The 840-nt window shown below is 34.6% G+C and carries 1 protein-coding gene; it reads right to left on the bottom strand.

Annotation, left to right across the window (positions count from 1 at the left end; translation table 11 throughout):
* Nucleotides 1-14: 14 nt before the first annotated feature.
* Nucleotides 15-761 (bottom strand): IS5 family transposase, encoded by a 747-nt coding sequence (locus KPC_RS20070; protein ID WP_121976034.1) that lies wholly within the window; start codon nt 759-761, stop codon nt 15-17.
* Nucleotides 762-840 lie beyond the last annotated feature (79 nt).

The following is an 840-nucleotide window of genomic DNA, read 5'->3' as shown; positions in this document are numbered from 1 at the left end:
GGTCTGTTGACATTTCATAAAGGCAGCCAGAGATAAATACAAGCTAAGGCAACTGCGCTTTGAAAGTTTCGCTTTAGTTTATCAAACCGTGTAGCAATTCCTCGGAATTGCTTCAAACGGCAAAATGTATTCTCAACTAAGTGTCTGATTTTATATAAATACCAGTCCATATGATCATTACTTGATCTTGTGTTTGATTTCTTCCGTATATTCGCTTTAGCACTTCTATTTTTAATCTGCTCTCTTAATATTTCAGAATCATAGCCTTTATCCATACAGACTATTTCAGTGTCAGTTAAATCTAATTGTTCGACTAAAATAGGGGCAACTTTGACATCATGGGTGGTTCCATCTGAAATAATAAATTCGATCGGGTTACCGTGAGAGTCAACAGCTAAGTGAATTTTAGAACTATTACCCCCAACACTTTTTGAAATATCCTGATTAGGGATTCCTGCTGAATGTTGGTGTGCTCTAACATGAGTAGCATCAATAAACATCCATTCAAGATCAGCGTTCTCTGATAATATTTTAAATATTTTCATTAGCTTATCTTTATTAGACCAGCGATTGTACTTTTTAAAAATTGAGTTTGGATTACCAAAAACCTCGGGTAAATCTCTCCAAGGGCATCCTGTTCTAATACGATATAGGATTGCCTCAAAAAAATTTCTCAAATTTGATTTGAGATAAATATTAAAATTGCGGAGAATAGCTTTTAACTTAGACCAGTGTTGATCATTCAACATTGTACGAGGCATAGCGAGTAGTGAATTTGGTTTGGCGATTGAATTTTACTATCTCGCTATTTTTTTATACAGCAAATGTCAACAGACCCTA

This window comes from Acinetobacter stercoris, assembly GCF_900323515.1.
Taxonomy (GTDB): domain Bacteria; phylum Pseudomonadota; class Gammaproteobacteria; order Pseudomonadales; family Moraxellaceae; genus Acinetobacter; species Acinetobacter stercoris.
This window is presented reverse-complemented; position numbering and strand designations above follow the sequence as displayed.